We start from the raw sequence: 25,166 nt of genomic DNA, 5'->3' as shown, positions 1-25,166 counted from the left end.
CGGGGGTCCTGTCACAGCCACGCGGGGGCGTCGGAGCCCCAGCGTCCGGGCCGCCGGGCCCAGTCGCGCGGGGAGCCCGTGAACTCCACGGGGGAGCGCGCGTAGCGCAGCCGTCCCAGCGGGCCCTCCGCCTCGGCCAGCCAGGGCGTGGGGTCGTGACCGTCGGCGCCGGGCGCGGGCACGCCCTCGTCGTGGGGCACGTCACGGGCCAGCCAGGCCGCCGTCTGCGCGAGGGCGAAGCGGGCCAGATGGGTGCCGCCGATGGCACGCTGCTCGGTGACGGCGCGCAGCAGGGCGGCGGCCAGCAGGTAGCCGGTGCCGTGGTCGAGCGCCTGGGCGGGCAGTGCGCCGGGGCCGCCGTCGGGGCCCGGCTCGGTGGCGGCGATGCCGCAGGCGGCCTGGACGAGGCTGTCGAAGCCGCGCCGGTCGCCCCACGGACCGTAGCTGCCCCAGGCGCTCAGCTGGCCGACGACCAGGCCCGGCCGGCGCTCCGCGAGGGCCTGCGGGGACAGGCCGAACCGGTCGAGCGCCCCGGGCCGGTAGCCGGTCACGACGACGTCGGCGGTGGCGAGCAGCTCCTCGAAGGTCGCGCGGTCGGCGGTGCGGGCCAGGTCGAGGACGGTGGAGCGCTTGCCCGCGCCCGTGTCGTCGTGCAGCTCCTGGCTCTCCGGCAGGGAGGGGGAGTCGACGCGCAGCACGTCCGCGCCGAGCAGGGCGAGGGTGCGGGTGGCGACCGGGCCCGCGAGGACCCGGGTGAGGTCGAGGACGCGCAGGCCCTCGGCGGGCAGCGCGCCGGAGGGCGCCCCGAGCTCACGGGCCGGGCCCTCGGCGAGCCGCTCCAGGGCGAGCAGCGGACGCCGGGCGACCGCCGCGCCCTGCGGGTGGACGGCCCACTCGTGGGGGGTGCGCACGGCGACGGCCAGCCCGCCGGCCGCGCACACCAGCTCCTCCACCCGCGCGGCCTCCCGGCCGGCCAGCTCGGCGGCGACCCGGTCGACGAGCGGAGCGGCGTCCGCGTCCGGCCCCGGGTCGGGCACCGCGAGGGCGGCGAGGAGGCGGGCGCGGTGGTGGGAGTAGTTGGCGTGGGTGCGCACCCAGCCGTCGGCGGTGCGCCAGAAGCGGGACAGCGGGGCGAAGGAGGCCGGGGCGCGGCCGTCACGGCGCACGTGGCGCTCGCTGGCGAACGCCGTCGCGACGGCGCCGTCGTCGACGCGCACGCGGGGCGGCGGCCCGCCGCGCCGGGCGGCGAGCAGTTCGGCGGCGGCCAGCGCGCAGACGGCCACCGTGGCCCGGGCCGCCTCCCGGACGGGGAGCCGGGCCGGGAGCCGGCCGGACAGGGCCGTCTCCGGGCCCGTGTATTCGACGGAGGCCGTGAGCGCGGGATCCCCGCCGAGCAACGCCCAGACGCGGTCCGTGGCTTCGGACGATCGCTTGATCATCCTCCGAGTCTGGCACCGGGTGCCAGAGGCTGGGAAGAGGCCCTTTGAGGCGTCCTGCCCGGAGGTGTCCTGCCCAAGGACGTCCTGTCCCATAGGGGACGGATGGGGGAGGCAACCCGATCGGGTGACATCCGGCGCGGGCCCGGCGCGGCGGCCCCGGCGGTCTAGGCTGGGTCGCGACCAACGGTGATCGGCGGGCGGCGCCCGGTGAGCGGCTCTGGGGCGGGTTTCGGTGAGCGAGCGCACATCTCCGTCCGGTCCGGACCCGCTGGGGCTGACGTGCCAGTGGTGCCACGGCTCCGGGTACGGGACACGGGCACTGGCCTACTGTCCGGGCGCCGACCCCTTCGCCGGCCCGGCCGACACCGTCCACCGCGCGGGGCAGTGCGCCCACTGCCGGGGATCCGGGACGTACGACTCCGGGCTCGACCCGACCCTCGGCCGGGACGGGAAGCCCCCCGGGAAGCCCCCCGGGAAGCCCCCCGAGGAGCCCCCCGGGGAGCCCGCACCGCCCGCCCCGGGGCAGGACGGCTGACCGGATTCCCCCGCTCGCGGGCGCGAATCCCGTCGACAGGAGCGAAGCGGCCCGTTCCGCTTGATCGCGCGGCGGTGGACGAATCACGGTGCGCGGGGTCGATCGCAGCACCTTTTGCGGCCGCCGGGCCTACCTCACGGGACAAAAAATTTCAATTTTGCGCCGTCTCACACTGCGGTCAATATGTGCTGTCGCACATACCTGTGCTCTTGCACAGTCATGCGAAGTCGCCACAGAATCAGCGACCTGCCCGCAGTACGAGAGGCGCACCCTTCCATGCAAGAAACCGACGGCACTCCCGCACGCCGCTTCGGCCTCCCCACGGCCATCTGCCTGGTCATGGGCAACATCATTGGCGGGGGCATCTTTCTGCTGCCCGCCTCGGTCGCCCCGTTCGGTACCGTCAGCCTGCTGGCCTTCGGTGTCCTGACGATCGGCGCGATCGCCCTCGCCCTCGTCTTCGGGCGGCTGGCCGAGCGCCATCCGCACACCGGTGGCCCGTATGTCTATGCGCGCGCGGCGTTCGGCGACTTCGCCGGGTTCCTGTCCGCCTGGTCGTACTGGACGATGACCTGGGTCAGCAACGCCGCCCTCGCCGTCGCCGGCGTCGGCTACTTCCACGTGCTCACCGGGGGCTCGTCCTCCAAGAGCACGGACCTGGTGATCGCCCTGCTCATGCTGTGGCTCCCGGCGCTGGCGAACCTCGCCGGCACCCGCTGGGTGGGCGCGGTGCAGGTGATCTCCACGGTGCTGAAGTTCATCCCGCTGCTGTTCGTCGCCGTCGCCGGTCTCTTCTTCTTCGACCCGAAGAACCTCGGCTCCTTCTCCGAAGGCGGCGGCAGCTGGGCCAGCGGTCTGTCCGCCTCGGCGGCGATCCTGCTCTACAGCTACATCGGTGTGGAGTCCGCCGCGATGAGCGCGGGCGAGGTCCGCGACCCGGAGCGCAACGTGGGCCGCGCCAGCGTGCTCGGCACCATCGGCGCCGCCGTGGTCTATCTGCTCGGCACCGTCGCCGTCTTCGGCACGGTCGCGCACGACAAGCTCGCCAAGTCCACGGCGCCCTTCTCCGACGCGGTCGACGCGATGTTCGGCGGCCAGTGGGGCGGCACGCTGATCGCCTTCGCCGCCGTCGTCTCCATCGTGGGCGCGCTCAACGGCTGGACGCTCATGAGCGCCCAGATGCCCTACGCGGCCGCCAAGGACGGCCTGTTCCCGGCGATGTTCGGGAAGAAGCGGCGCGGGGTGCCCACGGCGGGCGTGCTCGCCGCGGCGGTGCTGGCCTCGCTGCTGACGATCGTCAACTACGTCTCCGGCTCGGGCGGCGTCTTCGAGATCCTGGTCCTGATCACCACCTTCTCGGCGACCGTCCCCTACCTCCTGGCCACCGCCGCGCAGGTGTTCTTCCTGCTCAAGGGGGAGCGCGAGAAGGTCCACGCGGGCCGGTTCGCGCGGGACATGGTCTTCGCGCTCGGCGGCTTCGGTTTCTCCTTCTGGCTGGTCGCCGGCGCCGGGTACGCGGCGGTCTACCAGGGCGGACTGTTCCTCCTCGCCGGCATCCTCGTCTACGCGTTCATGGCGGCCCGCCGCCCGGCGGCGGAAGAGCGCGAGGGCGAGCCCGTGGCGGCGGCGGAGAAGTCCGCCGAGCCGGAGCTGGTCGCGTAACGGCGGTACCCATGCGGTACCCATGGGGAAGGGGCGGGCCCTCGGGCCCGCCCCTTCCCCATGTCCCGGCCTCATGCCCCGGCCGGCTCAGGCCGTGACGCCGCCGTCCAGGACGAGCTCCGTGCCGACCGTGTAGGCGGCCTCGTCGGAGGCCAGGTGGAGCACCGCGGCGGCGACCTCCTCGGGGCTGCCCGCGCGGCCGGCCGGGACGTCGCGGCGCATCCGCTCGGCCTTCTCGTCGGCCGACTCGCCGGGCCGCGAGGACATCGTGGTCTCGATGGGCCCCGGGCTCACAGCGTTGATCCGCACTCCCTCGCCGATGTGGTCGAGGGCCGCGCTGCGGGTGAGCGCCGAGACGGCGGCCTTGCTCGCGGCGTACGCGCCGAGCCCCGGGACGCGCAGGTGCGCGCCGAGGTTGGACGAGATGTTGACGATGGCGCCACCGCCGTTGGCCCGCATGTGCGCGATCTCGTGCTTCATCGACAGCCAGACGCCCGTGAGGTTCGTGGCCAGCACGGTGTGCCAGTCGTCCTCCGGGAGGTCGGCGACCTTGGCGGGCGGGACGAACACGCCGACGTTGTTCACGGCCACGTCCAGGCCGCCGTACCGCCGCACCGTCCGCTCGACCAGGGCCTCGACGTCGGCCGGCCGGGTCACGTCGGCGGTGACGGCCGTGGCCTCGCCGCCCGCCGCCTCGACGGCGGCGACGGTCTCCCGGAGCGGCTCGGCCCGCCGGCCCGCGACCACGACCCGGGCACCCTCCCGGGCGAAGGCGAGCGCGACGGCCCGGCCGATGCGGGTGCCACCACCCGTGACGAGGACGGTCCTGCCGGAGAAACGCGTGGTCATGTCGATGACTCCTCGGATAACGCGAACAAAGATAAAAGAACGATCGGTCTTGAATTTGGGCATGAAGGAGCGCGGGGTCACGGAAAGCGCTCCTCGCGGTGCGCCGGTCCAGCAGGTGTTGTCAGTCCAGCAGGGCCAGTACCTGCTCGGCGGCGTCGCGCGCCAGGCCCGGTCCGGTGTCGAGCCGGCCGATCACGCGCAGGCCCTGCAGGAAGACCAGGAGCATCCGGGCGAGCGCCACCGGGTCGCGGTCCGGGGGGAGTTCGCCCTGCGCCGCGGCCCGCATCAGGGCCGAGGTCAGTGCCGCCTCGACGTGGTGCCAGCTCTGCTCGACCCGGCGCGCCGCGACCGGGTCGCGCGGGCCCAGCTCCACGGCCGTGTTCGTCACGAAGCAGCCGAGCCGGGACGATGCGCCGGCCGACTCGGCGGCGAAGCGGCGCACCACGGCGCGGACGGCGGGCAGTGCCGGGCCCGGCTGGGCCAGCTCGGCCATGAAGCGCGGGCCCTGCTGCTCGCCGTAGCGCTCCAGGGCCTTGAGGTAGAGGTCGCGCTTGCCGCCGAACGTCGCGTAGAGGCTCGCCCGGGCGATGCCGAGGCGCTCCACGAGGTCCGCCATCGACGTCGCCTCGTAGCCGCGCTCCCAGAACAGTTCGAGGGCCGACTGGAGGGCGGTGTCCGGATCGAATTCCTTGGTCCTGGCCACGTTTTCGATCTTAGGCGTATCCAGAACGACCGGTCAAGAATCAACGATCGGTCAAGAGTTCGTCCATCGCGGTCTTATGGGTTGTCAGTGAAATGTCACATTACTATGGTACGCCGCACGTCACTCGTAGCTGACGCAACATCAACCCCCCTGAGGAGAACCGGTGTACGCGCTACGCACAGTGCGCAAGGGGCTGCTGGCCGCCGCCCTGGCGGCCGCTCTCGCCCTGCCGACGGCCCAGGCCGCCCAGGCCGGACCCGCCCGACCGTCCGCCCGGACACCCGCGCCCGCCACCGGGACCGCCACCGGTACGGCCCCGGTCCACGACCCGCGCGACGAGGTCGACAGGCTCGCCGCCCCGCCCAGGAGTACCACCCGCACCCCCGTCCCCGGCGGCGAGCGGGCCGAACCGGGCCGGATACCCGGCGACCTCGCCTCCGGAAGCCCCGACAGCTCAGCCAGACCTGACAGATCCAGCAGCCCCGCCAGCCCCGGCAGACCCACCGGCGGCCCGGCCCTGCGCGGCTCCGTCCCCTGCACCCTCGACGGCCTCACCCGGCTCGGCCCCGACCAGCTCGCGGACTTCCTCACCGACCCCGCCGTCACCGCGGACGGCTGTCTGCGCGGCCTGATCTGGACCTGGGACGCCCGCCTCGTCCCCGTCCTCTCCCGCCCCCACGTCCAGGCCGTCGCCCGGCGCGCCGCCGAGCTCGCCCCCCGGCACACCGGGGACGACGCGAGCCACCTCCTGGAGCTCTTCACCTACCTCCACGCCGCCGTCTACCACGACTTCTCCCACGACGAGATCGACCTCACCGACCCCGCGACCGTCGACGCCATGCGCCGCGCCACGGACGCGTACGGAACCGCCGCCCACACCTTCGACGTCACCCGGCAGAACGCCGAGACCCTCCGCGAGGCCCTCACCGCCGGCAGCGCGCCCGGCCTGCGCCAGCACCAACTCGGCCTCGTCACCAAGACCCTGGCCACCATGGGCCCCGGCCGGCCCACCGCCGGCGACCCGTCCTGGGGCGGTGCGGCCCTCGCCGCCCTCACCGTCAACTACCTCGGCGTCTACCCCGGCAACAAGGACACCGCCTTCCACGGGGCCGTGGCCGCCGACCCCGGCTACCGCGCCGCCTTCCGCGCCTTCTCCGGCCACACCCACCTCAAGGGCACGGCCAACGCCTGGACGGTCCGCGACGCCCTGAGCGAGTACGGGCGCTTCGGCCAGGTCGACGGCCTGCGTCCCGCGATCACCACCGACCTCGGCGCGCTGCTGAAGACCGCCGAGACCAACTTCGGCGATCTCAGCGCCCCCTGGGCCTCCCTCGCCTCCTGGCTCAACACCTACGAGGCGTGCGCCCCTTACAACGTCTGCAAGCCCCAGATAGAGGCCCGGGTCTTCCCGCGCACCTACACCTACGACAAGGGTGGCATCGAGGTCCGCACCGCCCTCGACCAGGCCACCGTCGACCAGCTCTACTACGCGAGCAAGCAGGTCAAGGCCCAGTTCTTCCGGGTGCTCGGCACCGACGTCCCGCTGGCCGGCGACCCCAACGCCACCCTCCACATCCACCTCTACGCCTCACGCGCCGACTACGAGGTGCTCCACCCCCTCCTGACCGGCATGGGCACCAAAAACGGCGGCGTCTACATCGAACAGGGCGCCACCTTCTACACCTACCAGCGCCGCGTCCCCCAGGACTCCAGCCTCACCCTCGAGGAGCTCTTCCGCCACGAGTACACCCACTACCTCAACGGCCGCTGGGCCGTCCCCGGCATGTTCGGCGAAGGCCCCTGGTACCAGGGCGACCTGACCACCGCCATGGACGAGGGCACCGCCGAGTTCTTCGACGGCGCCACCCGCGGCGAGGGCATCAAGGTCCGCAAGTCCCTGGTCAAGGGCATCATCGCCGACACCGCCGGCGGCAAGCCCCGGATGAGCGTCGACCGGTTCCTTCACGCCACCTACGACGGCGACGGCTTCCGCTTCTACAACTACGCGGGCACGTTCTTCGAGTTCCTGTGGCGCGAGCACCCCTCGCTGCTGCGGGAGATGTACGGATACGAGCGCGCCGACGACCCCAAGGGCTTCGACGCCTGGCGCACCCGCATGGGCAAGGACGCCGCCATCCAGCGCGAGTACGACGCCTTCCTCGACGAGCAGATCCGCGACGTCGACCACCTCTACGTCCCCGACACCCACTACACCCCCGTGGGCTCGCTGACCCACGCGGCCGCCGACCAGGTCGGCGCGGCCTTCGCGAGCGCCACCGGGATCACCCCGTCGTCCTGCGCCGGCAACGGCGACACCACCGGCAAGCCGCGCTTCACCTGCACGGGCCGGATCACCGCCAACCTCTCCGACAGCGGCAGCCCCGACCACGTCTTCAGCGACATGGCCGGCACCGTCGACTACTTCATCCTCGACCGCGCCGCCCCGGCGGCCAACAACCTCTCGGACATGAACTGCTCCTTCGGAGCCGTCGACATCTGGTCCGACGGCAGGGCGGGCACCGCGGACTTCACCTGCGAGGGCCCGTTGCGGCCCTGAGAACGACGGGCGGTCTCCCGGACCCGCGCACTCGGGTCCGGGAGACCGCTCGTCGCGGCGGTCACGCCCCGCACTGGGCCGTGTCCGGCGGATCATGCCCGGGCCCCGGGGGTGGGGTGTCGGCTGCGGGCCGTCGTCGGCCGATCGCGCAGTTCCCCGCGCCCCTACGGGGCGCCGTGGTGGCGCGTGACGAAGATCCGCCGGACACGGCCTAGCCCAGGTCGAAGACGTTGCGCAGGCCCAGCCGGTGCCGGAGTTCGTCCTGCCGCCGGAACGGCTCCAGTTCCGGTGCCCGGTAGAGGGGGATGACGGCGCAGCGCTCGGCGCGGGAGCCGGTCTCGTCCAGGAGGGCGTTGACGGCGGCGCGCGCGGCGGCGTTGGCGCCCTCCATGGTGGCCAGGTCGATGTCGACGGCCACGTAGTCCCCGGCGAGGAAGAGGTTGGGGATGGCGGTGCGGGCCTGGGGGCGGTCGTACCAGGTGCCGGTGGGGTGGATGAAGAGCTGTTCGTCGTTGCTCGCGCGGGTGCCGTCCAGCTCCACGGCCGGGTCCAGGAACCACGAGTGGAGCGTCGCGTCGCGCAGCACCGGGCGCCCGGTGTCGTTGAGTCCGGCCTTCATCTGGGCCCAGACCTCGCGGGCGACCTCCTCGCGGGTACAGCGTTTGGCGGGTTTGCCGTAGAGGATGCCGGGGCGGTCCCATTCGGAGACGTCCACGGAGAGGCAGTCCGCGACCGTGCCGTCGCCGTAGTCGGCCCGGAAGTCCCGGCCGCGCCAGTACTGGGCCTGGCTGACGGAGGTGATGGACCAGGGGGTGTCGATGTGGTTGATGTGGCCGTGGATGATCGGGGTGGGTTCGGTGAGGTAGAACTGGATGCCCGTCATCCAGTCCGTCTGGAGTCTGTCGCAGCGCGCGAGCTGGGGGTCGGCCGCGCGGACCTGCTCGTTCCAGGTCCGCCGGGCGTGTTCGACCGGCATCGCGGAGACGAAGTGGTCGGCGGTCACCGCCTGCCGGGCGCCGCCCGCGTCCTCCAGTACGGCCTCGGTGATCCGTCCCCCCTCCAGCCGCAGGTCCGTCACGGACCAGCCGGTGTGGAACACCACGCCCAGCGCGCGCAGACGGTCGGTCCACGGGTCGATCCACGCCTCGTTGGTGGGCGCGTCGAGGACCCGGTCGGGCTCGCCGTCGGCGCCCCGGCCCAGCGCGTTGTAGAGGAAGGCCTCGACGCAGGTCGCGACGGTCCGGGTGCTGGCGACCTCGGCCTTGGTCGCCACGATGTTGCGGGTGATGCCGATGGCCAGCAGCTGCCGGTAGTCGGCCGACATCCGCGCGGCTCCGGTGAACTCCAGCCACGGGACGCGCTCCCAGGACTCCAGCCGGCGGCGCTCGCCGCTGGTGAACCAGACCAGCAGCCGGTTCGCGAAGTACGCGATCTCATGGGCACGCAGCCGGGAGAACGTCTCGCAGAAGGCCGTCAACGCCCGCAGCAGCGCGTCCGGGGTGAGGACGGGCGGCGGCGAGCCGATGGCGCCGAAGGGGATGCGGAGGTCCTCCCGCCCGCCGGTGCGGGCCAGCATGACCTCGCTGGAGGGCACGAGGTTGTCGTGACAGCCGTTCGCGTTGCCCTTGAAGGGGATTCTGCGCAGGGTATCGGGGAGATTGCGGTAGAAACCCGGGATGAAACGGAAGCCGTGCTCGCCGGGCAGGGGCTTGCGGCCGCCCTTCGCGCTGCCCGGCACGTCCATGCTGCGCGCCTTGCCGCCGAGCGCGGACTTGCGCTCGTAGACCGTCACCTCGAAGCCGCGCTCGGCCAGTTCATGGGCGGCCGTCAGCCCGGCGACACCACCCCCGAGAACGGCGACGCGCCGTCCGGCCTTCTTGGCGGCGCCGCTGGGCGCGGCGTGGGGCGCGGCGTGGGCCTTTCCCGCGAGTGCCGCCGTCGCCGTGACGGCCGCCGCGCCGCCGATGAACCCTCTGCGTGTGCGATCCGCCATGCCACAGCCCCCTGCCCGGTAACGTGTCATGCCCGGCGCAGGAGCATAAGAGGGTCCCAGACGTCCCGGAAGGGCGCCGCCGACGCGGCTGTGCCATCCGCCGCACATTGGCGTGAAAGCGCTGCCGCCCCATGGGACGCTGGAGTGGCAGGTCCCTCGCCGGTTGGGCGACGAGAACGAAGGGATGCGTGATGGCAGTCGAACCGCTCTCGCAGAAGGACGTGGAGGATCGTCTCCAGGAGCTCCCCGGCTGGTCCACGGACGGCGACCGGATCACCCGCCGCTACACCTTCGACGGCCACTTCCAGGCGGCGGCCATGGTGATGCACATCGCCCAGATCCAGGAGGAGCTGAACCACCACTCCGACCTGACGCTCGGCTACAACACCGTGACCCTCGCCGTGAACACCCACAGTGTGGGCGGCAAGGTGACGGGGCTGGACGTGGAGCTGGCCCGCAGGATCGAGGCGGTCGCCCCGGGCCACGGAGCGCGCTGACGGTTGGTCCCACCGGGCGCGAGCCCGGCGGGACCGGCCGGTCGATCAGCTCCAGTCGAACTCGTCCGGGTTGGGGCCGAGCCGGTTGCCGGTGTCGAGGCCGGCGATCGCCGCGAGGTCGTCGGCATCCAGCTCGAAGCCGAAGACGTCGAAGTTCTCGCGGATGCGGGACGGCGTCACCGACTTCGGGATGGCGACGTTGCCCACCTGCAGGTGCCAGCGCAGGACGACCTGGGCGGCCGACTTGCCGTGCTTGGCGCCGATGCGGGCGAGGACCGGGTCGCCCAGCAGCTCGCGGCCCTGGCCCAGCGGGGACCAGGCCTCGGTGGCGATGCCGTGGCGCGCGTGCACGGCACGCAGCTCGGTCTGGGCGAAGTCGGGGTGCAGCTCGATCTGGTTGACGGCCGGGACCAGGGAGGTCTCGGCGATGACGCGCTCGAGCTGGGGCGCGTGGAAGTTGGACACGCCGACCGCCTTGGCGCGGCCGCTCGCGGCGATCTCCGCGAAGGCGCGCCAGATCGTCACGTAGTCCTCGCGCATGGCCCGGGGCCAGTGGATGAGGTAGAGGTCGACGTAGTCCAGGCCCAGCTTGGCCAGGGAGGCGTCGAACTCCCGCAGCACGTTGTCGCGCGTCCACGTCTCGTTCGCGCTGTTCCACAGCTTGGTGGTGACGAACAGCTCGTCACGGGCGATGCCGGAGGCGGCGAGGGCCTTGCCGGTGCCCGTCTCGTTCTCGTAGATGGCGGCGGTGTCGATGCTGCGGTACCCCGCTTCGAGGGCGGTCGAGACGGCGGCGGTCGCCTCGTCGTCGGCGACCTGCCACACGCCGAAGCCCAGCTGGGGCATCTCGACGCCGTTGTTGAGGGTGATGGTGGGGACCTTGCTCACAGCAGTCGATCCTTACGTTCGGATATGCACTTGCTCCAGGGTCAACCGGAACATCATCGGCCGCATTCCCGCTCCCGCCATCGGAGGAGATCGGAAGAGATCGGAGGAGAGCGGAGGAGCGTCAGGGGGAGTAGAGCGCTTCCACCTCGTAGGCATATGCCTTCTCTATGGCCTTGCGCCGCAGCTTGCGCGTCGGCGTCAGCAGCCCCTGTTCCTCGGTGAAGGGGCCGGGCAGGATACGGAAGGCGCGGATGGACTCGGCCCGCGAGACGAGGGTGTTGGCGGCCACCACGGCCCGCCGGATCTCGGCCTCCAGCTCGGGATCGTGCACCAGTTCGGCCGGGGTGGCGGGCCGGGGCACGTCCCGCATGGCGAGCCAGTGCGCCACCCCCTCCCGGTCCAGGGTGACGAGCGCGCCGACGTACGGGCGGTCGTCGCCGACCACGAGGCACTGGGCGACCAGCGGATGGGAGCGCACCCGCTCCTCCAGGACGAGGGGCGAGACGCTCTTGCCCCCCGAGGTCACCAGGATCTCCTTCTTCCGCCCGGTGATCGTCAGATAGCCGTCCTCGTCCAGCGTCCCCAGGTCGCCGGTGGCCAGCCAGCCGTCCCGGAGCGCGGAGCCGGTGGCGCGCTCGTCCCCCAGATAGCCCGCGAACACCTGATCGCCGCGGAGCAGCACCTCGCCGTCGCCGGCTATCCGCACGCTCGTGCCGGGCACGGGCCGGCCCACAGTGCCGAAGCGGGTCCGCTCGGGCGGATTGGCGACGGCGGCGCCGGTGGTCTCCGTCAGCCCGTACCCCTCCAGGACGGTCACCCCGGCCCCCGCGAAGAACAGCCCGAGGCGCCGCTCCAGCGCGGAGCCGCCCGACATCGCGTACCGCACCCGGCCGCCGAGCTCCTCGCGCAGCCTGGCGTAGACGAGCTTGTCGAAGACCTGGCGCTGGACGCGGAGCGCGGGGCCGGGGCCCGGCCCGGTGCCGAAGGCCCGGTCCTCCAGCGCCCGCGCGTAGCGCACCGCGACGTCGACGGCCTTCTCGAACGGCCCGCCCCGGCCCTCCCGCTCGGCGGCGCGCCGGGCGGCGGCGAAGAGGTCCTCGAAGACTTGGGGCACGGCGAGCACGAACGTCGGGCGGAAGGAGCGGAGGCTCGGCAGGAGGGCGGCGGCGGTCAGCCGCGGCTGGTGGCCCAGCCGGACCCGGCCCCGGACCGCGGCCACCTGCGCCATGCGGCCGAAGACATGGGCGAGGGGGAGGAAGAGGAGGGTGGACGCCTGCTCGCCGGGTCGGGGGCGGAAGACCCGCTCGTAGCGGCGGAGGACGTTGTCGCTCTCGGCCATGAAGTTGCCGTGGGTGAGGACACAGCCCCGGGGGCGGCCCGTGGAGCCCGAGGTGTAGACGACGGTGGCGGGGCAGCCGGGGGTGAGCGCCATCCGGTGGCGGTGGACGACCTCGTCGCGGATCCGGGCCCCGGCGCCCGTGAGCTCGTCGACCGCGCCCGCGTCGAGCTGCCAGAGGCGGGTGAGCCGGGGGAGGCGGTCGATGACGGAGCCGATGGTCATCGCGTGGTCCTCGTGCTCGACGACGCAGGCGGTGACCTCCGCGTCGTGCAGCATCCGCAGGACCTGGTCGGGGGAGGAGGTGGGATACACCGGGACGGGCTGGGCGCCGACGCTCCAGAGCGCGAAGTCGAACAGCGTCCACTCGTAGCGGGTGCGGGACATGACGGCCACCCGGTCACCGAACCGGACGCCCTGGGCGAGCAGGCCCTTGGCCAGCGCCAGCACCTCGTCCCGGAAGGCGGCCGCGGTCACGTCCCGCCACACGCCGCCCTCGACCCGGCTCAGCGCCACCCGGCCGGGATCCTCGGCGGCATGGTCGAAGACGACGTCCGCCAGCCCCCCGACAGGGGGCGCCGTCACCAGGGACGGCACGGTGAACTCGCGCAACCTCTCGCTCCTCGCGGACGCGGCACAGCCCAGCCCTCGCCACGTGGCCCAGCCGTCACGGACGTGGCACAGCGCCGTGACCGTACCCGGTCCCGGGGGCGGTCAACCGGAGTGGAGGTCAACGGGAGTGGGGGTCGAGCGGAGTAGGGGTCAGCCGGAGTGGAGGTCAACCGGAGTGGAGCCGGTCGCCCGCCGCCAGGATCGCGTCCGCGAGGGCCTCCGCGCTGTCGCGCACCGGCCCCTCCCGCCGCGCGCCCGCGCCGTGCAGCAGGACGACGTCGATCCCGCCGAGGTCCGGCAGCCCGGCGCCGGGCGGGAGGCGGACGAGCCCCGGCGGGATCATCCCCTGGGCGTGGGCCATCACCCCGAGCCCGGCCCGGGTGGCGGCCACCAGCCCGTTGAGACTGCCGCTGGTGCAGGTCACCCGCCAGGCGCGGGCGTGCCGCTCCAGTACCTCCAGGGCCCGGGCGCGGGTCACGGCAGGGGGCGGGAAGAGCACCAGCGGCAGCGGGCGGCGCGGGTCGGGGCGGGTGCCCTCGGCGCCGATCCACACGAGCCGGTCGCGCCAGACCAGCCGGCCGTGCGGCTCGTCGGCCCCAGGGCCCGGCGCCATGGGCTCGTCGGCCGGATGCCGTTTGGCCAGGACGAGATCGAGGCGCCCGGCCGCGAGCCGCTTCAGCAGATGCCCGGACAGCTCGACGGTCAGCTCCAGGTCCACCTCGGGGTGGTGGCGCCGGAACCCTTCCAGGACCTCCGGCAGCCGGGTCAGCACGAAGTCCTCCGACGCCCCGAAGCGCAGCCGCCCCCGGGGCCGTGCCCCCGCGAACCAGTGCGCGGCACGCTCATGGGCCTCCAGGATCGTCCTCGCGAAACCGAGCATCGCCTCGCCGTCCTCGGTGAGACGCACGCTGTGAGTGTCCCGGGAGAACAACTGCCGCCCGGCGGCCTCCTCCAGCCGGCGCACCTGCTGGCTCACCGTCGACTGCCGCACACCCAGCCGCCGTGCGGCCTGGGTGAAGCTCAGCGTCTGGGCGACGGCCAGAAAGGTGCGCAACTGCACGGGATCGAACACGTCCACCGACGTTAGCGGGTTATCGCAATCCGTGATAGCAGTCAGAGCGGTGTACGGGGTTCCCGATGAGCGGGTGGCCGGAGAGGGTGGGAGACATGCGCCGTCTCCTCTCCCGTCTCCCCGTCGACCCCTATATCGCCGCGCTGCTGGGCACGGTGCTGCTCGCGGTGTTCCTGCCGGTACGCGGCCCGGCCGCGACCGTCGCCGACGGGGCCTCCACGGGCGCGGTGGCGCTGCTGTTCTTCCTCTACGGCGCCAAGCTCTCCACCCGCGAGGCGATGGACGGGCTGCGCCACTGGCGGCTGCACCTGACGGTCCTCGCCTGCACGTTCCTGGCCTTCCCGCTGCTGGGCCTCGCCGCCCGGGGACTCGTCCCCCACGTCCTGCCCCCGGAGCTCTACACCGGGCTGCTCTTCCTGTGCCTGACGCCCTCCACCGTCCAGTCCTCGATCGCCTTCACCTCGCTGGCGCGCGGCAACGTCGCGGCGGCGATCTGCGCGGGCACCTTCTCCAGCCTCGCCGGTATCGTCCTCACCCCGCTGCTGGCGGCCCTGCTCCTGGGCGGCAGCGGCGCCGGGGCCTCACTGGACTCGCTGCTGTCGGTGGTGCTGCGCCTGCTCGTGCCCTTCCTGGCCGGGCAACTGCTGCGCCGCTGGATCGGCGGCTTCCTGACCCGGCACCGCCGGGTGCTGGGGCTCGTCGACCGGGGCTCCATCCTCCTCGTGGTCTATGTGGCCTTCAGCGCGGGCATGGTGCGCGGCGTCTGGCAACAGGTCTCGCCGTGGCGGCTGGTGGTACTGGTGGGTGTCGAGGCCGTCCTGCTGGCCGTGATGCTGACCCTCACCACGTTCGGCTCGCGCGGGCTCGGCTTCGGCCGCGAGGACCGGATCGCCATCACCTTCGCCGGCTCGAAGAAGAGCCTCGCGAGCGGGCTGCCCATGGCCACCGTCCTCTTCGGCGCCCAGGCGAGCCTGGCCGTCCTGCCGCTGATGCTCTTCCACCAGCTCCAGCTGATGGTGGGCGCGGTGCTCGCGAAACGCTTCGGCCGCGGGCCGGTTGCCCTTCCGGCGGAGCCGGCGATGGAACCCGTTTCCGCGCGGAGCGGAGCGTGAGCGTTCCGCTCACCTGCGGGCCGGTGGGGGCTGGTCGCGCAGTTCCTCGCGCCCCTTACGGGGCTCGTCGATCCGGTCCAGCGGCAGCCACAGCACCGCGTCCCGGCGGGCGACCGGTGTGTTGCGGGTGCGTACGGCCGCCAGCTCCGCGTCGGTCAGGGCCCGGCCGTAGACCCGTACCTCGTCCAGATCACCCGTCAGGAACGCGCGGGTGTCCGGCTTCTGGCCCAGGTGCACCCCGAACGTCGAGTTACGGCTCACCGCCCCCGGGACGTCCGGCACCGACGCCGAGGCACCGTCCACGGTGAGGGTCAGCCGGCCGCCGGAACGCCGCAGGGCCGCATGGTGCCAACGTCCGTCGCCGTACGCGCCGGCCGACCGTACCGTCGCCGTACGGGACGGGCCCGGGCCCGGCGCCAGCGCCGTCACCTGGCCGGTCACCCGGCCGGTGCCCGGCTCCCCGCGCAGCGCCACCTGCGGTGCGCCCCCGACCCCGCCCATCCACAGCAGGGGCTGCTCGTCCCTGACCGCCGCCGCCCGGTAGCGGAACCACAGGGCCGCCGTGAAGTCCCGGGTGCCCAGCGGCAGCTCGGCCCGGTAGGGCAGACGCACGGCGGAGTCCGCCCCGTCGAAGCCGAGCCCGCCCCCGAACCGGCCCCCCACCGGACGGGCGCCCCCGAGGACGTACGCCCCGGTGCCGCCGGGCGCCCGGTCCGGCGTCGTCGGGTCCGGGCCGCGCCGGGGGCCGAGCCACTCCTCGGTGAACCGCGCGAAGCGGATCTCCTGGCGCGCGTCGGCCCTGCCCGCCTCGTAGAGCAGACCGGTCGTGTCCGGCCCGATGACCGCCATGTCCGAGTAGCCGGACCAGTCGGCGGTGACCCGCCGCCCCCGCTCGGCGCTCTCCCACGTGCGCCCCTCGTCGTAGGAGGAGCGGACGGTCATCGTGCGGCGGCGGTCCGGGTCGGCCGGTGCCGAGAACAGCCAGCGCCCGGGCCGCAGCGAGAGCACCGCCCCCTGCACCATGGGGGAGTAGAGGTCGGGCAGGGGCCGGAACGGCGCGTCGAAGCTCTCCCCGCCGTCCCCGCTCACGGCGTCGTCCCGGTTGCCCAGCTCCGTGCCGTCCTGCTCGCGCCCGCCCGCGTAGACCGCGCCGTCGCTCCGCTCGGCGAGCGTCAGCTCGGAGGGCTTCTGACGGTACGTCCGGTCGGCCGCGACGGGGTACGTGTCGACCGCGCCCAGCCGCCAGTGGGCCCCGCCGTCGTCGCTGAGGGCGAGCGCCGCGTGGTTGGCGGAGGTGCGGGTGCCGTCGTGGCTCTCGGCGTTGAGGCCGATGACCAGCCGCCCCTCATGGGGCCCGTGGCCGAGCTGGACGCCGTGCCCGGGGCCCGTGGCGTACCAGGAGTTCCAGCCGGGGGGCCGGATCTCCTCGGTGATGTCGCGCGGCCACGACCAGCTGACGCCGTCGTCGTCGCTGTACTGGAGATGGGGGGTGCGGTCGCAGGGCACGTCGCAGTTCCCGGCGTCCTCACGGCCCTCGTTGTAGGTGGTGGCGAGCACGATCCGGCCGGTCCGGCGGTCCACGACCGGCGCGGGATTGCCGTGGGTGTCGCCCCGGCCCGGATCGACGACCTGGAGCGGCCCCCAGCTGCGGCCCCCGTCGGTGGACCGTTTGAGCACGAGATCGATGTCGGTGGCGTCACCGCAGTTGTCCTTTCTCCCTTCGGCGAAGGCGAGGAGGGTGCCATGGGTGGTGGTGACGATGGCCGGGATGCGGTAGCAGGCGTAGCCGGGGTCCTGGTCGGCCCGGAAGAGTACCCGCTCGTCGAACCCGGCCCCTCCCGGCCCGACCGGATCCTCCGTCGCCCCGGCGGCTCCGGCCGCCCCGGGATGGAGGGCGAGAGCCAGCAACGCGCCGGAGAGGGCGAACACGGCGGCGGCACGGAAGTGGGATGGGAAGGGGAATCGGAAGCGGGATGGGAAGGGGGATCGGAAAGGGGCGCCGCGTCGCTGCCCGACCCTCCACCGCCCGTCCGGTCTTCCGCCCGGTCTTCGGCTCGGTCTTCGGCTGTCGGAGGTGCCGGGGGAGGAAGGATGCGCCGCCATGGCCCGTCCCTTTCGCGTCAAGGCCGTCGGGGCGGCCCCACGTGTCCGGTGGGTCAACGTACGGGGCGGGCCTTCCTCTCACAAGGACCGGACGCCATATGCGCTCACACGGGTCGCAGAATCACCTTGCCGCGGTTGGCGCGCGACTCGATGATCCCGAAAGCCTTCGCCACGTCCTCCAGCGGCAGCTCGCAGTCCACCCGGGGCCGGATCCGCCCCGCTGCGAACAGCTCCCACAGCTCCCGCCGCCATCGCTCCATCAGCTCGGGCCGTCCACGGGCTATGAGGGCCATCTGGAAGCCGATGGCCGATTTCGCGCCCACCAGCAGGTCGTACGCCTCGATCGTCCCGCCGCCGGAGCTGTAGGGCACCAGCCGGCCGCCCGGTGCGAGGGCGGCGACGGCGGGGGAGAGCAGCTCGCCCCCGACCGCGTCGAGCACGATGTCCACCGGGTCGCCCCAGGACTCGTCCCCGTACGTCACCACCTCGTCCGCGCCCAGCGACCGGGCGAACTCCGCCTTGTCGGCCGAGCTCACCGCCGCGACCACCCGGCCGGCCCCCCGCGCCTTGGCGAGCTGCACCGCCAGGTGCCCCGAGCCGCCGGCCGCGGCCGTCACCAGCACCGACTCGCCCGCCGTCGGCCGCGCCGCCTCGTACGCCCCCAGGGCCACCAGCCCGCACCGCACCAGCGCCACGGCGTCGACCGCGCTCGCGCCCTCGGGGACCGGCGAGAGCATCGCCGCAGGAAGGACGGCGAAATCGGCGAAGGCGTCGGTGAAGCACAGCCCCGTCACCCGGTCCCCGACGGCGAAGCCCGCCACCTCCGCGCCGACGGCCACGATCTCCCCGGCCACCTCGCCGCCCGGGCCCGTCGGCAGCGGCAGCCCGCCCTCGCGGAGCTTGCGGACGACGGGCAGCGTGACGCCGATCGCCTCGGCGCGCACCAGCACCTCGCCGGGCCCGGGCTCGGGCACGGCCGCCTCCTCGACCCGCAGGACCTCGGGGCCGCCGGTCTCCGCATACCGGACCCGTCGCATACCTCGCATACCTCGCACATCTCGCGTACGCACCGTCGCACCCCCGCACAGTCAGGCCGGGAATTCATTGGAATCCCCAACGTTGGTAGTCCCTACGCTACACGACTTCATTGGGAAGTCCAACGGTTTCGGCTAGGCTCGTCCCATGGCAGACGACGAGCCCGCCCTCACCCGCATCCAGGCCCTCCCCAGCTGGCTGCTCAACCGCGCCTCCGCGCGCGGCCGCCGCCTCGTGGCCGAGGCGCTCGCCCAGGACGGCATGCGGATGCCGCACCACGCCGTGCTCTCCGCCGTCGCCGACCTCGGCCCCGTGGCCCAGGCCGAGCTCGGCCGCACCACCGGCTTCGACCCCAAGGACATGGTCGGCATCCTCAACGACCTCCAGGCCCAGGAGCTCGTCACCCGGACGCCCGACCCCGCCGACCGCCGGAAGAACGCCATCGCGCTCACCCCCGCCGGCCGCCGCCGGCTCGCCCGCCTCACCAAACTCGGCGACGAGGCGAACGAGGCCCTCCTCGCCGCGCTCACCCCCGCCGAGCGCGAGCTCTTCCTGGCCCTCCTCTCCCGCGTCGTGACGGACAACCCGCCGAGCGGAGACCGGGACGGCGGCAACGACCGGGACGGCAGCGGAGCCCGGGACGGCGGCTGAACTTCCCGCCAAAGCCCGGGCGCCGACGCCCAGGATCTGGTGGGATGTCACCCGCAAGTGGGGCGACCATGGGAAGACGGTGGCAAGTCAGAGGCGTGGCGGCGGCCCGTCCGGGCCGACCACCCGTTACACAGGGCTGGAGAACATATACAAGTGGGCCGAGGCGAGACGAGGTGTCAGGTGAATCTCCAGCAGCTGCACTACACCTCGACCGCCACCACGGCCCCCGACGGCTCCGGCTTCCGCTTCACCGCCGCCAGCCCCGAACTGCCCATCACCCTGCTGGGGGAGGCGGAGCAGCTCATCGGCTACGAACCGCCCCACGACGCCCCCGACTGCCCCTCCACCGAGGAACTCGCCGACTTCCCCGTGGCGTTCAGCCACAACCGCCTCTCCGACGGCAGCAGACTGCTGTGCCGCACCGTCCGCACCGGCCCCGGGCGCGCCGGCCGGCACGGCAACTTCCACGCCCACGCCGTGCGCCTGCCCGAGGGCGCCCGGCTGCCCGGCGGCCTGCTGCCCATCGAGGCCTGGGAGTCCCCCTCCTGGTCCGACCGCACGCCCGAGGGCGGCGCCCCCGAGCCGCTGGCCGGGTTCGTCCCCGCCCGGCGCATCGACAAACAGGGGCTGCTCGAGTTCGTCCGCGCCCGTGCCGAGCGCCTCGAACCCTTCCTCGCCGACGTCCGGACGCTTTTCCGCACCCCCGACGCCCAGCAGCTCCTCGTCATCGAGCGGGACAGCGCCGCCACCGCCTACTGGATCGCCGTCGCCAGCGCCGTCCTGCCGCGCGACCTCGCCGACCGGCTCACCTTCACCACGTACACCCGGCACCCCATGCTCGCCCGGCAGCAGATCGTCGGCGCCTTCCCCGACGCCGATTTCGACCACGTCTCCGCCTCCGCCCAGCACCGCTACCGGGTCCACGACTGCACCGGCGGCCCCTCCAGCCCCGCCCGCGCCGAGCGGGACCTGTGGGCGTCCGTCGCGGCCCGGATCTGGCTGGCGGGCCAGCCCGCCCTGTTCGCCGAGGCGACGCGCCGTACGGGCGTCCCCCTGGGCCTCGGCGGCGGGCGCGGCCCCGGCGACGAGGCCGACCGGCTCGCCGCCCTCGCCGCCCGCGAAGGCATCCCCCTCGACTCGAACGGCCGTACGGCCGCCGCCCGCTGGGCCCGTGGTCACGCGCCCGGCGACAGCCTCGACACCGCCCTGCGGGCCCGGCTGCTCGCCACCCTCGCCGCCGGCGGCACCGACCGCACCCCCGAGGAGTGGACGGTCCTCGCCGCGCTCACCGAGGAGTTCGCCGCGCCCTCCTGCCGTTCGGCCGCCGCCCCCCTCAGACGCGACCTGCGGTCCGAGCTGGTCCGGGCGGCCGACTCGCCCGACACCCCGCTCGTCCGCTTCCTCACGCTCCTGCGCCTGGCCGAGGCCCTGCGGGTCGAGCACGAGGCCGTCCTGCCCGTGCTCACCGCCCGGCTGACCGCCGCCCTGCTCGACGAGGCCTCCCCGGACCGCAAGGTCGTACGGGCCGCCCTCGACGCCCACCCCCGGCTGCGCACCGCCGTGCTCGACTCCCTCGACCACACCGCCGCCACCGACGACCCCCGCCCCATCACCCGCCTCCTCGCCGCCGAGCTCCCCCGCGCCGACCTCGCCGGGCGCCCCCACCTCCGGATGGCCGCCGCCATGCCGATGTCCGCCCTGCGCCGGTCCGAGAGCGCCGCGAGGGACAGGGCCGGCCACAACGCGGGCCACCACGACGCCGACAGCGGCACCGGCCACACCGCCGGCCACGACGACGACCACACCGACGGCTACGCCGACGTCCACTCCGACTACGAGGACCGCCCGGCCCTGCTGCACGCCCTGGTGAAGACCGCCGGGCCCGAGCACCAGGACGCCCCGTCCGTCCTGCGCACGGCCTACCGCCTCGTCTGGGGCGACGAACCGCTCGGCACTCTGGAGGCCGTCGTCCTGCTGGAGGGCATCGCGCCGGGCGCCGTCCACGCCGCCGGCCTGGACGAGCCCTTCGTCCGGGCGGCGCTCACCGGCGCCCCCGACGACCCCGTGGCGCCCCGCCTGGCCAAGACCCTCCTCAAGAGCGTCCTCGGCGACGGCACCGAGCTCCCGCCGCGCGAGCACGCCGCCCTGCTCCTCCTCGAACAGGCCGGTGACCTCGCCACCGGCGCCGCCCTGCCCGGCTGCGCCGCGCGCGTGGTGAGCCTGCGCCGCCAGGCCGAGCCGCTGGAGGCCGGCATCGAGGAGCGGCTCGGCGACGCCCTCGCCCGCCACCTGCTGTGCATGGACCCGCCCCCGGCCCCCGGCGAGCTGCCCGACCTCGTCCTCGCCGAGGACGAGTACCTGCTCCAGGCCTACGCCCGCGAGGCGCAGGGCGACGAGGTGCGCGACCTGCTGCGCCGCACCCCCACCTACGCCGCCGTCTGCTTCGTCGCCTGGCACACCGCCCCCGACGTCACCCCGGTCTGGGACGAGATCCGCACCGAACTGCTCAACTCGGTGCTGCGGCCCGAGGTACGCCGGATGTCCACTGAGGACGTCGAGGAGATCCGCCGCTGTCTGCGGCAGGTGGGCGGCCCGTGGGCGGAGATGTTCCACGAGTGGGACCGCTTCGGGGTGCTGGGCAGACTCAGCGGCCGCTGGCGCGCCCGCCCACCCCGTGCCTGACGGAACGTCCCGCGCCTGACGGAAGCGCCCCGCGCGCCGGGAGCGCACAGCGCGGATCTCACAGCGCGGATCTCACACCGCCACGCGCTGCTCCCCGGCGTAGATGTTCATCGACGAGCCCCGCAGGAACCCGATCAGCGTCATCCCCGTCTCCGCCGCCAGGTCGACGGCGAGCGACGACGGCGCCGAGACCGCCGCCAGGACCGGGATCCCGGCCATGACGGCCTTCTGCGCCAGCTCGAACGAGGCGCGCCCGGAGACCATCAGCACGCTCCCGGCCAGCGGCAGCCGCCCCTGGCGCAGCGCGGCGCCCACGAGTTTGTCGACGGCGTTGTGCCGGCCCACGTCCTCGCGGACGTCCAGGAGCTCGCCGTCGGGTGAGAAGAGGGCCGCCGCGTGGAGGCCGCCGGTGCGGTCGAAGACGCGCTGCGACTCGCGCAGCCGGTCGGGGAGCGCGTAGAGCAGCTCCGGCGCGAGGCGCAGCGGCGCCGGGCCGTCGGTGACGGGCCAGCGGGCGGTGGTGCGCACCGCGTCCAGGCTGGCCTTGCCGCACAGGCCGCAGGAGGAGGTGGTGTAGACGTTGCGCTCGAGGGTGATGTCGGGGACGGGGACGCCGGGGGCCAGCCGGACGTCGACGACGTTGTAGGTGTTGCCGCCGTCGGCGGTCGCACCGGCGCAGTAGACGATGTTCGCCAGCTCGTCCGCGCTCCCCAGGACGCCCTCGCTGACGAGGAAGCCGGCGGCGAGGTCGAAGTCGTCGCCGGGGGTGCGCATGGTGATGGCCAGCGGTTTGCCGTTCAGCCGGATCTCCAGCGGCTCCTCCGTCACCAGGGTGTCCGGGCGGGCGTTCACGGCCCCGTCGCGGACCCGTATCACGCGGCGGCGTGCGGTCACCCGTCCCAAATCGATCAGCCCCCACGGTCGGACGTCGGATATGGCATGCCTGCGGTCTGTCCGGGCAACGCTCTCACGCCTCGCCGGGCGCCGACCTGCCGACCCCCTGCCGGTCGGGCCGCAGGGCGAACGCCCGGTCCGCCGACTCCCGCACCGCGCCCTCCACGGCGTGGACCAAGAGCGTACGGTGCCGCTCCAGGGGCGTCCGCCGGTCCTCGGGGGCGAGCAGCCGCAGGTCGTCGAGGGCGGCCATGAGGCGGCGGGTGACCTGTGGGCTGCGGGTGGCGCAGCCGCGGATCTCCGCGAAGCCGAGGTCCACGAGGTCGGTCCACCCCGGCAGGTCCCGCACCAGCCGCACCCGGCCCCGGCGGTCGCGGTGGTGGAGCGTCCCCAGCGGCCGCCCGGCGACGGCCGCCAGGAACTGGGTGATCCGGTCCAGGCAGGCGACGGCGGTCGTCGGGTCGTTGACGGCGGGGGACAGGGCCCGCTGGGCGATGTCCGACAGCTGCCGCAGCCCGAACCCCAGGTCCTGGTGGAACGTGCGCTCCACCCCGACCGACACCGTGTACCGCAGCGCCCGCGCGGGCGGCGGCGGACCCCCGTGCACGGTCAGCACCGGCGTGCCGGGCACGACGAAGTCCCCGATGCGCGGGATCAGCCGCAGCACCACCCCGTGCCGCCGCGCCACCCGCACCAGCCGGGCGATGTGCACGTCCCGCAGCACCCCCGCCCGCCCACGGTGCACCACCTCGCCCCCGACGGCCGGCAGCTCCGGCGGGCCGGCCTCCGCCACCGCGTGCCTGTCGATCACCCGGAACGACTCCCGGGTGATCCGGTCGATGACGTGGCTCACCCGCATCAGCCGCAGCGTCGAGTTCACATAGGCGACGAACAGCGCCAGGCTCAGCAGCACCAGCAGCCCGCACACCGAGGCGGAGATCACCGGCACCGTGGTGATCGTCCGGGGATCGTCCCCGGACTCGTACGCCGCCTGCACCATCAGCGCGAACAGGAACGTCGCCAGGAACACCGTGAACGTGCACTTGGTGATCCGGCTGCGCACGTACAGCCGCACCACGCGGGGCGTCATCTGGCCACTGGCCATCTGGAGGGCGACCAGCGAGATCGAGAAGACCACACCGATGAAGGTGAGCATCGCCGAGCCCACCGTCGTGATGATCCCCTTCAGGTCGTCGGCGACCGCGATCAGCGACGCGATGCCGTCGTACGCCCCCTGCTCGCGCAGCGCCTCGACGAGCAGCCGGTCCAGCTCCAGGACGCCCAGGGCCAGCAGGACGGCCCCCACCAGCCCCGCGGTCGGGGCGAACCAGAACGTGTCCCGCAGATGCTCCCGCAGCGGCGACAACGGCCGCGGCGAGCGCCGGGGAGCGCCACCGGGCGCGGGGAAGCGGGGAGGATGTCCCGTATTGCCCATGTGCGGACCCTATGCTCCGGAAGAAATCCCTGGTGAAAGGCACTCCGAATCCTTGATAGAGTTATCCATGTCGCCGCGGGGAACACCCCGCAGAGACAGACACCTGGTCCGGGTGGCGGAATGGCAGACGCGCTAGCTTGAGGTGCTAGTGCCCTTTATCGGGCGTGGGGGTTCAAGTCCCCCCTCGGACACAGCGAAAAACCCCAGCTGAGCTGGGGTTTTTCTGTTTTTCTCGCCCGGGTTTCCCGCTCGGGGCGTCACCAACGGAGGGACATCGGCATGAACCCCGTCCAGCACGGCGCGGCCGTCGTGGCCGAGACGGCCCGATTCGTCGCCACGGTCAAGGCAGCGGACCTCTCCACCCCGGTGCCGTCCTGCCCGGGGTGGACGGTGGCAGACCTGACCCGGCACACCGGCCACGTGCACCGCTGGTTCACCGAGCTGCTGCGCCGGCGTGTCCAGCAGCCGCCGACCAGCCGGGAGGTGGACCTGCGCCTGCCGGAGCACCCCGACGGCTACCCGGACTGGCTGACCGACGGCGCCGCGCAGGCCGCCGAGGTCTTCGCCACCACCGACCTGGACGCGCCCATGTGGGCCTGGGGGCTCGACCAGCACGCCCGGTTCTGGGTCCGCCGCATGCTCTTCGAGACCCTCGTCCACCGGGCCGACGCGGAACTCGCCCTCGGGCTCTCCCCGCGCATCGACCGCGACCTGGCCGTGGACGGCATCGACGAGTTCCTCACCAACCTGCCATTCGCGTCCCTCTTCGCGCCGCGGACCGCCGAACTGCGTGCCCCCGACCGGACCATCCGTTTCCTCTGCACGGACGGTATGGACGGTACGGGGGGTACGGGTGGTACGGACGGCGACGGCTCCGGCGACTGGCTGATCCGCCTGCGCCCCGACGGCTTCGGTCCGGTGACCGACACCACCGGACCGGACACCACCGGACCGGACACCGCGGACGCCACGGTCCGGGGAACGGCGGCTGACCTGCTCCTGCTCCTCTACGGCCGCCTGGACCGCGAGAGCGGCGCCTTCCACTCGGAAGGCGACCGTGACCTGCTCGCCCACTGGTTCGCCCACTCGGCCTTCTGAATCCCGCTGGATC

19 protein-coding genes and 1 tRNA gene are annotated in these 25,166 nt (G+C 73.6%); 9 read left to right on the top strand and 11 right to left on the bottom strand.

Features of this window, described 5'->3' with window-relative positions; all coding sequences use genetic code 11:
* Window positions 1–11 precede the first annotated feature (11 nt).
* Window positions 12–1,439: a CoA transferase gene (locus IE096_RS04270; protein WP_189448507.1), complete on the bottom strand. Its 1,428-nt coding sequence runs from the start codon at window positions 1,437–1,439 to the stop codon at window positions 12–14.
* A 232-nt stretch (window positions 1,440–1,671) separates the two neighbouring features.
* Between IE096_RS04270 and IE096_RS04265 the strand changes: the two genes are divergently transcribed.
* Together IE096_RS04265 and IE096_RS04260 are read left to right on the top strand one after the other, a co-directional pair.
* On the top strand, window positions 1,672–1,974 hold the full coding sequence (locus IE096_RS04265; protein WP_189448505.1) for a hypothetical protein: 303 nt from the start codon (window positions 1,672–1,674) through the stop codon (window positions 1,972–1,974).
* 276 nt (window positions 1,975–2,250) lie between these two features.
* Window positions 2,251–3,636, top strand: a complete 1,386-nt coding sequence (locus tag IE096_RS04260; RefSeq protein WP_189448503.1) for an amino acid permease — start codon at window positions 2,251–2,253, stop codon at window positions 3,634–3,636.
* 87 nt (window positions 3,637–3,723) lie between these two features.
* Here the strand turns inward: IE096_RS04260 and IE096_RS04255 are convergent, their stop codons facing one another.
* Together IE096_RS04255 and IE096_RS04250 are read right to left on the bottom strand one after the other, a co-directional pair.
* A complete protein-coding gene (locus IE096_RS04255; RefSeq protein WP_189448502.1) occupies window positions 3,724–4,485 on the bottom strand; it encodes an SDR family NAD(P)-dependent oxidoreductase in 762 nt (253 codons plus the stop codon).
* Window positions 4,486–4,606: 121 nt separating this feature from the next.
* A complete protein-coding gene (locus tag IE096_RS04250; RefSeq protein ID WP_189448500.1) occupies window positions 4,607–5,188 on the bottom strand; it encodes a TetR/AcrR family transcriptional regulator in 582 nt (193 codons plus the stop codon).
* 163 nt (window positions 5,189–5,351) lie between these two features.
* Between IE096_RS04250 and IE096_RS04245 the strand changes: the two genes are divergently transcribed.
* A complete protein-coding gene (locus tag IE096_RS04245; protein ID WP_189448499.1) occupies window positions 5,352–7,745 on the top strand; it encodes a collagenase in 2,394 nt (797 codons plus the stop codon).
* 211 nt (window positions 7,746–7,956) lie between these two features.
* Here the strand turns inward: IE096_RS04245 and IE096_RS04240 are convergent, their stop codons facing one another.
* On the bottom strand, window positions 7,957–9,738 hold the full coding sequence (locus tag IE096_RS04240) for a hydroxysqualene dehydroxylase (RefSeq protein ID WP_189448497.1): 1,782 nt from the start codon (window positions 9,736–9,738) through the stop codon (window positions 7,957–7,959).
* Between the two features lie 191 nt (window positions 9,739–9,929).
* On the opposite strand from IE096_RS04240, the gene IE096_RS04235 reads away from it, so the two are divergent.
* The gene (locus IE096_RS04235) at window positions 9,930–10,235 is read left to right on the top strand and encodes a 4a-hydroxytetrahydrobiopterin dehydratase (RefSeq protein WP_189448495.1); all 306 of its coding nucleotides are present in this window, start codon (window positions 9,930–9,932) and stop codon (window positions 10,233–10,235) included.
* Between the two features lie 45 nt (window positions 10,236–10,280).
* Here IE096_RS04235 and IE096_RS04230 read toward each other — a convergent pair whose 3' ends face one another.
* The 3 genes from IE096_RS04230 to IE096_RS04220 all read right to left on the bottom strand — a co-directional run bounded on the left by IE096_RS04230 (window position 10,281) and on the right by IE096_RS04220 (window position 14,143).
* Window positions 10,281–11,123 (bottom strand): aldo/keto reductase, encoded by an 843-nt coding sequence (locus IE096_RS04230; RefSeq protein ID WP_308430313.1) that lies wholly within the window; start codon window positions 11,121–11,123, stop codon window positions 10,281–10,283.
* A 121-nt stretch (window positions 11,124–11,244) separates the two neighbouring features.
* Entirely contained in the window at window positions 11,245–13,071 is a 1,827-nt protein-coding gene (locus IE096_RS04225) for an AMP-dependent synthetase/ligase (RefSeq protein ID WP_189448494.1), read from the bottom strand.
* A gap of 166 nt (window positions 13,072–13,237) precedes the next feature.
* Entirely contained in the window at window positions 13,238–14,143 is a 906-nt protein-coding gene (locus IE096_RS04220; RefSeq protein ID WP_189448492.1) for a LysR family transcriptional regulator, read from the bottom strand.
* Window positions 14,144–14,238: 95 nt separating this feature from the next.
* Between IE096_RS04220 and IE096_RS04215 the strand changes: the two genes are divergently transcribed.
* On the top strand, window positions 14,239–15,255 hold the full coding sequence (locus IE096_RS04215; protein WP_189448491.1) for a bile acid:sodium symporter family protein: 1,017 nt from the start codon (window positions 14,239–14,241) through the stop codon (window positions 15,253–15,255).
* Between the two features lie 9 nt (window positions 15,256–15,264).
* On the opposite strand, the gene IE096_RS04210 is transcribed toward IE096_RS04215, so the two are convergent.
* Together IE096_RS04210 and IE096_RS04205 are read right to left on the bottom strand one after the other, a co-directional pair.
* Window positions 15,265–17,184: a sialidase family protein gene (locus IE096_RS04210; protein WP_229819903.1), complete on the bottom strand. Its 1,920-nt coding sequence runs from the start codon at window positions 17,182–17,184 to the stop codon at window positions 15,265–15,267.
* A 278-nt stretch (window positions 17,185–17,462) separates the two neighbouring features.
* Window positions 17,463–18,395: a quinone oxidoreductase family protein gene (locus IE096_RS04205; protein ID WP_189448487.1), complete on the bottom strand. Its 933-nt coding sequence runs from the start codon at window positions 18,393–18,395 to the stop codon at window positions 17,463–17,465.
* 145 nt (window positions 18,396–18,540) lie between these two features.
* On the opposite strand from IE096_RS04205, the gene IE096_RS04200 reads away from it, so the two are divergent.
* Window positions 18,541–19,044, top strand: coding sequence for a MarR family winged helix-turn-helix transcriptional regulator (locus IE096_RS04200; protein WP_189448486.1), 504 nt, complete (start codon window positions 18,541–18,543; stop codon window positions 19,042–19,044).
* A gap of 180 nt (window positions 19,045–19,224) precedes the next feature.
* A complete protein-coding gene (locus tag IE096_RS04195; RefSeq protein WP_189448484.1) occupies window positions 19,225–21,726 on the top strand; it encodes a GTPase-associated protein 1-related protein in 2,502 nt (833 codons plus the stop codon).
* A 72-nt stretch (window positions 21,727–21,798) separates the two neighbouring features.
* Here IE096_RS04195 and fdhD read toward each other — a convergent pair whose 3' ends face one another.
* Both fdhD and IE096_RS04185 read right to left on the bottom strand, forming a co-directional pair.
* Window positions 21,799–22,629, bottom strand: coding sequence for a formate dehydrogenase accessory sulfurtransferase FdhD (fdhD, locus tag IE096_RS04190; protein ID WP_189448482.1), 831 nt, complete (start codon window positions 22,627–22,629; stop codon window positions 21,799–21,801).
* 64 nt (window positions 22,630–22,693) lie between these two features.
* Complete coding sequence (locus IE096_RS04185) at window positions 22,694–24,055, bottom strand: DUF2254 domain-containing protein (RefSeq protein ID WP_189448480.1); 1,362 nt, start codon at window positions 24,053–24,055, stop codon at window positions 22,694–22,696.
* Between the two features lie 106 nt (window positions 24,056–24,161).
* Here IE096_RS04185 and IE096_RS04180 point away from each other — a divergent pair.
* Together IE096_RS04180 and IE096_RS04175 are read left to right on the top strand one after the other, a co-directional pair.
* Window positions 24,162–24,246 (top strand) — tRNA-Leu (locus IE096_RS04180).
* A gap of 88 nt (window positions 24,247–24,334) precedes the next feature.
* Entirely contained in the window at window positions 24,335–25,153 is an 819-nt protein-coding gene (locus IE096_RS04175; RefSeq protein ID WP_189448479.1) for a maleylpyruvate isomerase family mycothiol-dependent enzyme, read from the top strand.
* The last annotated feature ends 13 nt before the right edge of the window (window positions 25,154–25,166 follow it).

The organism is Streptomyces abikoensis (assembly GCF_014648775.1).
GTDB classification, from domain to species: Bacteria; Actinomycetota; Actinomycetes; order Streptomycetales; family Streptomycetaceae; genus Streptomyces; species Streptomyces abikoensis.
Note: the sequence above shows the minus strand (reverse complement) of the source record. Positions and strands in the feature narration are given on the sequence as shown.